Origin of the sequence: Streptomyces sp. SID1328 (assembly GCF_009865595.1) — a bacterium.
Taxonomy (GTDB): Bacteria; Actinomycetota; Actinomycetes; order Streptomycetales; family Streptomycetaceae; genus Streptomyces; species Streptomyces griseoluteus.
In genome coordinates this window covers 1-4,754 of the sequence record NZ_WWKH01001046.1, presented here as the reverse complement: position 1 = coordinate 4,754, position 4,754 = coordinate 1, and the positions used below count along the sequence as shown (strand labels likewise).

Genomic DNA, 4,754 nt, shown 5'->3' with positions numbered 1-4,754 from the left:
TGGAACCACTCGGGCTCCTCCAGGAAGGCCAGATGCCCGCCGTCCGGCACGGTGACGGTGACGGCGTCCGGGAACAGCCCCACCATCTCCCGCACCGCGTCCGTGCTCAGCGAGAAGTCGTCCCCGCCGACGAACAGCAGGGTCGGGGCCGCCACCTTGGTCATGATCTGCGGGTCCAGCGGCGCCTTCACCGACACCGCGAGCCCGGCGCGCAGGGACTCCACGGTGTGGATGCCGAGGAAGTTCTGCTTGCGGCCCATGAACCCGATGGGCCCCGCCTCCTCCACCGCCCGGTCACCGGAGACGAGCGGGTACAACTGCTCGTACAGCACGCCCAGTCCGGACGTCTCCAGCGTCTTCAGCCAGGACTTGGTGATCCGGCGCAGCCGCTGCGGGCCGTGCGGGCTCATCGCCGGCCCCGCCAGGATCAGCCCCTGCACCCGGTCCGGGTGGGCCACGGCGAAGTCCCGGCAGATCAGCGTCGAGAACGACGTGCCCACCAGGATCGCCTTCTCCAGACCCAGCCCGTCGAACAGGGCCTTCAGGTCGCTGATGTGGTCCTCCCACACCGGCTCCCCGGCGTGCGGGCTGGAGTCGCCCTGGCCACGCAGGTCGTAGGAGGTGAGCCGGGCCGTGGTGGCCAGCTTCGCGGTGTAGGACCGCCAGGACTTGCGGTCCATGAAGAAGTTGTTGACGAGGACGATGTCGGGGCCGGACCCGCGTCGCTCGTACGCTATCCGGATGTCGTCGCTCACCTGGATCTCGCCGGTCTCCAGGGCGTCGTCGACGGTCGTGTCGGTCATCGGCTCACTTTCGGCGGAGGGCGGGCGGGACTCAGACGGCTTCGAGGACCGCCTCGGCGGCGGACCGGGCGTCACCGAACCGGGTGGTCAGCGCGTGCACCCACCGCTCCAGACCGAAGGCCAGGCAGCTGGTGGAGGCGGGCGCGCCGTCGGGCAGGGAGATCGCGCAGCGCTCCCCGAAGAAGTTGCGGTGGTAGTTCACCGACCCGATGGCCAGGCCGTCCACCACGAACTCCTCCTTCACCGGGAAGAGCCGCTGCATCGTGGCCCGTGATCCGGTGCGGTCGAAGAACGGGTCGGTGGCGACCTCGGTGCTCATCTTCAGGCCCAGCCGGTCGGCGAGGCCCAGCACCTGCTCCTTGGCCCGCTTCAGATGTCCGGTGGCGCCCTCGGGCGAGCCGACGAACACGATCTCGCGCATGCTGAAGCCGAGCAGCCTGCGCAGACCCTCGTAGCGCGTCTCGTTGCGGAAACAGGTGGCGACGGTGGTGAAGCGGTTCTCCGCCGCCGGAAGGGCCTGATTCCTCAGGTCGAAGTAGACCGAGTAACACGCGGCCGAAGGCAGGGCCAGCGCGGCGTCGTTGAGGACGGAGGCCGGCAGCTCCGCCAGCGGGCTCGCGGCACCGGCGCGCAGCTCCCCGAGCCGGGCCGGGTCGGCCGCGACGGCCGCCAGACCCAGGTGCGGGAAGTTCTCGTAGTAGTCGATGGACTCCAGGTCCGCCGGCCGCAGCAGGAACGGGTAGCGCCGCTCCTCGGCCTCCCACTCGTGCGCCCAGGACAGCACCAGCGAGTCGAACGCGCGCAGCAGCCGCAGCTCGTCCGGGCCGAGGACGCCGAGGCCGTTGTCCGTCGTCCCCGTGGCGGTGCCCATCAGTGCGCCGCCGCGCCGTGCAGGAAGCGCTTGTCGATGGCGCGCAGGGTGCGGAAGTCCTCGACGTCGATCTCCTCGGGGTCGATGGTCTCCCCGCTCAGCTCCTCCAGCAGGTAGAGGAACTCGACGAACGCCAGCGAGTCCACCGCGCGGCGGTCGATCAGGTCGTCGTCCAGGTTCAGCTCGCCCACCTCGGGGTTGCGCTGGTGGATGAAGGTGAGGATCTTGGTCAGCTTGTCGTCGCTCATGCCGATGCTCCTTGGACCTGAAGGCCGTTGCGGGCGAGGAACTTGCGGGTGCGGTTGAGGATCGCGTCGTGCGCGGCGTGCCGGGCCGGGTGCTCCAGCAGGCGGCGGCGCAGCTCGAGGGGCTGGTCGAGCCCGGCGTCGCGGTACACGGCCGGGTTGTACAGGCTGCGGACGCTGTACTCCAGGTACGTCTCCAGGTAGTTGGCCAGCACCGGGATGTCCTCCGGGCGGCTCTCCTTGACCTGGTCCAGCAGCTGGGTGAACAGGTGCCGCCCGAAGGCGACATGGCGGCTCTCGTCCTGGTGGTGGACCCGGTTGATCTCCTGCGCGATGGGCGGCAGCGAATCGTCCGTCGCCATCCGGGCGTTGAAGTAGTCGACCAGCTCCTCGAAGATCAGGATGCGGGCGAAGATGACCAGTTCGGTCGCCGCGTCGCCCACTCCCTCGATCCGGCCCGGACCGACCTGCGGCACCGCCGGGTACACCTTCCCGCCGTACTTCAGGCAGAAGGTCCCGAAGAACCACATGTGCTCGTTCTCCTCACCGATGAAGTGGTGGAGGAACTCCGAGGCGTCGGCGTAGGTCTTGGTGTGGATACGGAGCACGACCTCGCTGAGCAGCTCGCGGATGCCGTGCACGTTGAGGCTGAAGAAGTTCACCGCCTCGAACCGGGTCAGGGCGAGCTGCTGCTCCCGCGTCAGCTTCCCCCACTCCTCGGTGCCGGCGAGCGTGACCAGGTCCTCGCTCATCCACGGCCGGTCGGTGCCGAGGGACTCGGGCCAGTCGAAGATCGTGTACGGGTTGTAGTAGTCGGACTCCGCCATCGCTTCCAGCCGGGCCAGGTCCAGCTTCACGGGTTTGACGGTCGTCGGCATCGGCAGACCTTCTTTCGGGGAACGTTGCGGTACGGCGGACGCGCGCGGGTCAGGCGCGCTCGGCCAGGACGGACCAGACCGGCAGCTGGGTGCGTCCCGCCTCGTCGATCTCCACCTGGACGCCGGTCTTCTCCAGGAAGGTGCGGGTGGCCTCGGCCACGCCCCAGTAGACGGTCCGGGTCAGCTCCGTCACCGTCCAGCCGGCCCCGGTCAGCACCTCGCGCACCGTCTCCTCGGAGACGGACAGCGGCTCGGGCATCCCGCCGGGGACCGCCGCGAAGCACAGCATGTCCAGCCAGGCACCGGGCCGGGCGGCCCGGCCGAGCGCGGCGGCGTACCGGCGGCGCCCGTCCGGGTCGAGCGTGTGGAACAGCGCGCTGTCCAGAACGGTGTCGAAGCGGCCCTCGTATCCGGCCAGGCTGGTGGCGTCGGCGACGGCGAACTCGATCTCCGTGCCGCCCTCCTGCTTCGCCGCCCGCTCCCTGGCCCGCTCGATCGCCGTGGAGGCGGCGTCGACGGCGGTGACCCGGTAGCCGCGGGCGGCCAGGAACACGGCGTTGTCACCCAGACCACAGCCCGCGTCCAGCACGTCGCCGCGAATTCGTCCGCGGCGCTCGAATTCAAGCACACCGGGCTGCGGTTCACCGATGTCCCAGGGGACCCGGGTGATCCCGGCGTCACCCAGCAGTTCACCTCCGCGATATACGGCGTTGAAGTCGGCGGTCGCGTAATCGTAGGACTTCTGGGCGCTATTGCTCATGCCAGTCTCCTGAGGAATAGATCCGGCGTCCGGCCCTGTCGAACCAAAGGGATTACCACAGCCGCCGACGCCCGCGTAAGGCGCGCCGACGCACTCCGGCGCCCGTTCAACCGAGGAGATTCCACGGTTGAACGCCCGCTCCCTGGTGGCCGGCTGGATGGAAAGAGCGTATTCCGCTTTTCCCGGCCGCGCGTGCCCGGCGGCGACCGGTAAGCGGAACGGATAGTTACGTATCCGGCGCGGCGAATTCAACGGGGGTGGCTGTGCCGAACGGGCCCACGTACGATGCCGGGGCGGCCGGAGGAAACGGACCGCCAATCGTCCGGAGCGCCACCCGCACCGGGGCTTTCTGCGTCCCGAAAATCCGGAAGGAAAAAGAAATTGCGCGGTTCAGGCAATAACCTCGACGCGCGTGCCGCGGAGCTGGTGAACCAGGCCGCCGGCCTTCGCGAGGAACTCTGGAAACGCGCCGCCGACAGCGACCGCGACCGGCGGCTGCCCGACGAGGTCATGGCCCGCGTCACCGGCGCCGGACTGACCCGGCTGCTGGTGCCCGAGAGCAACGGCGGCCACGAGACCTCGGTGCGCACCCTGCTGGAAGTATGTACCGAGCTGGGCCGCGGCTGCGTCTCCGCGTCCTGGGTCACCGGCGTGCTCAACGTCGGCAACTTCGTCGTCTCCCTCTTCCCCGAGCGCACCCGCGCCGAGGTCTGGGACGACGACCCCGACGCCCGTACCGCGCTCATCCTGGGCGCCCCCGTGCGCACCGTGGAGCCGGTGGACGGCGGGGTCCGGGTCAGCGGTGAATGGCCGTACGCCTCCGGCTCGTTGCACGCGGAGTGGATCGGCGGACTGCTGCTCGCCGACACCGGCACCGGACTCCAGCCGCACTTCGCGCTGATGCCGGCCGCCGACATCACCGTCCGCGACACCTGGCACTTCGTCGGGATGCGCGGCACCGGCAGCAACACGGTCGTCGCCGACCGGGTGTTCGTGCCCGCGCACCGGCTGCTGCCCTACAAGCCCCTGATCGACGGCGAGAGCGACGGCCTGGTGCCAGCCGACCGCCGCTACCGGAACAGCCTGACCGGCGTCTTCATGGTCGGCTTGATCGGCTCGCTGCTCGGCGGCGCCGACACCGCTCTGCGCTACGCCCTGGAACACGCCGGGACCCGGCGCGTGGCCGGCACCACCTTC

At 69.9% G+C, this 4,754-nt stretch carries 6 protein-coding genes; 1 reads left to right on the top strand and 5 read right to left on the bottom strand.

Annotated features, from left to right (window positions below):
• From GT030_RS33800 to GT030_RS33780, 5 genes are all read right to left on the bottom strand, one after another.
• The coding region (locus GT030_RS33800) for an alpha/beta hydrolase (RefSeq protein WP_161204327.1) at positions 1–803 on the bottom strand (803 nt) is incomplete at its 3' end.
• Positions 804–834: 31 nt separating this feature from the next.
• On the bottom strand, positions 835–1,674 hold the full coding sequence (locus tag GT030_RS33795) for a hypothetical protein (protein WP_161204326.1): 840 nt from the start codon (positions 1,672–1,674) through the stop codon (positions 835–837).
• A complete protein-coding gene (locus GT030_RS33790) occupies positions 1,674–1,922 on the bottom strand; it encodes a hypothetical protein (RefSeq protein ID WP_051887550.1) in 249 nt (82 codons plus the stop codon). The genes GT030_RS33795 and GT030_RS33790 overlap by 1 nt, the downstream gene beginning before the upstream one ends.
• On the bottom strand, positions 1,919–2,797 hold the full coding sequence (locus tag GT030_RS33785) for a diiron oxygenase (protein WP_161204325.1): 879 nt from the start codon (positions 2,795–2,797) through the stop codon (positions 1,919–1,921). Before GT030_RS33785 ends, GT030_RS33790 begins: the two co-directional genes overlap by 4 nt.
• A gap of 49 nt (positions 2,798–2,846) precedes the next feature.
• Positions 2,847–3,557 carry a class I SAM-dependent methyltransferase gene (locus GT030_RS33780; RefSeq protein WP_161204324.1) on the bottom strand — a complete coding sequence of 237 codons (711 nt, stop codon included), beginning with the start codon at positions 3,555–3,557 and terminating at the stop codon, positions 2,847–2,849.
• 381 nt (positions 3,558–3,938) lie between these two features.
• Here GT030_RS33780 and GT030_RS33775 point away from each other — a divergent pair.
• Positions 3,939–4,754: acyl-CoA dehydrogenase family protein (locus GT030_RS33775; protein WP_202460898.1), on the top strand; the 816-nt coding region annotated here is incomplete at its 3' end.

Excerpts from the sequence above, each read along its gene's own strand:
- GT030_RS33780 (WP_161204324.1), bottom strand. The coding sequence starts at position 3,557 with ATGAGCAATAGCGCCCAGAAGTCCTACGATTACGCGACCGCCGACTTC.
- GT030_RS33795 (WP_161204326.1), bottom strand. The coding sequence starts at position 1,674 with ATGGGCACCGCCACGGGGACGACGGACAACGGCCTCGGCGTCCTCGGC.
- GT030_RS33785 (WP_161204325.1), bottom strand. The coding sequence starts at position 2,797 with ATGCCGACGACCGTCAAACCCGTGAAGCTGGACCTGGCCCGGCTGGAA.
- GT030_RS33790 (WP_051887550.1), bottom strand. The coding sequence starts at position 1,922 with ATGAGCGACGACAAGCTGACCAAGATCCTCACCTTCATCCACCAGCGC.